The 1,061-nt window shown below is 43.1% G+C and carries 2 protein-coding genes; both read left to right on the forward strand.

Features of this window, described 5'->3' with window-relative positions:
- Positions 1-263 (forward strand): hypothetical protein (locus tag SHEWPOL2_RS22040; RefSeq protein ID WP_037431846.1); only part of this gene is annotated, 263 nt, incomplete at its 5' end.
- 111 nt (positions 264-374) lie between these two features.
- The gene (locus SHEWPOL2_RS22045) at positions 375-854 is read left to right on the forward strand and encodes a hypothetical protein (RefSeq protein ID WP_037431849.1); all 480 of its coding nucleotides are present in this window, start codon (positions 375-377) and stop codon (positions 852-854) included.
- The last annotated feature ends 207 nt before the right edge of the window (positions 855-1,061 follow it).

Consider the following 1,061-nt stretch of genomic DNA (forward strand, 5'->3'; position numbering starts at 1 on the left):
TTGATGCAGACCCGTCTGGTACACAGTTGCGCTTGGCTTACGGCACAAGTCAACGAGTGGACGAAAACCACCGGGGAGAGCTCACTTTTAGAAGTCACGAGATGGAAAAATTAGACAAAGATACAAAATTTTGCCTCGGAAGAACTCGCTGGGTTCCTGTGACACCGGAATACTTTGTCAAAGATGGCAAACAAGTGATCATCGGCACCATACCTAAAAATCGCGTTAGAGACCTCTATTTGCGAGTACAGGAAGTGCTGTAACCTTAACGAATTTGATTTTTAAACCCTTGGGGGTGAGTTTTGTCCCCATGGGGCAGACTCACCCTTTTATTTGAATGCCTTACGGGCATTTCTAAAATTTTGGAGTGAGTCATGCAATTACAGAAAATCAGTTTCAAAGAAGCAAAACAACTTGTGGCTTTGACGGCACCACATTTGGACGTATTGATAAACCAAAAGCGTCAAACAATCGTGCTGTTTTACAAGGGGATGGAAGACATCCTTTATGTAAAAGGGTCTCAAGTCATCGTTGTAGATGATATAGAAAACCTTACAGGTTTTGGATTAGTTAATTCAATCCAGCACCTCAACGACATCATCATGAGAGCAGATTTTGAAGACTACATATCCCTAATGAATTGGGCATCTTCGGAGCATCTTCAAGATGCAGAAAAGATGGTCAATCAAGACAGGATATTGGAGTTTCATCAGAATGCTTCTCGGACGGCATTATTAGCCGCTTCGATTTATGAAAATCTTAAATCGATTCAAGCCGAAATGCGTAAATTCGAAACAAATGGTTTGACACCTTTCAAGCGAGCCCAGCGCCGCTTAGTGAAAGAGCATTTGTAGTCGATATTTAACCCCCAAGGGTACACAAGTGCCTTTGGGCTGCGTGTACCTTAAATCGAGTTTGTTGCCGAAATCGCCTTAAGTATTTTACCGAGTGATTTCGATGGTCGTCGCCAAGTGGCCGCATCGATCCGTGATATGACCCAAAAAATAGCGGTTGAACAAAAAATCCGTGATAGTGAAGTTCGCTTCCGTGGTTTGGTGACC

Source organism: Shewanella sp. POL2 (genome assembly GCF_000282755.1).
GTDB lineage: Bacteria > Pseudomonadota > Gammaproteobacteria > Enterobacterales > Shewanellaceae > Shewanella > Shewanella xiamenensis.

What these genes read in the sequence shown, in the direction of transcription:
- SHEWPOL2_RS22045 (WP_037431849.1), top strand. Translation starts at nt 375, where the DNA reads ATGCAATTACAGAAAATCAGTTTCAAAGAAGCAAAACAACTTGTGGCT.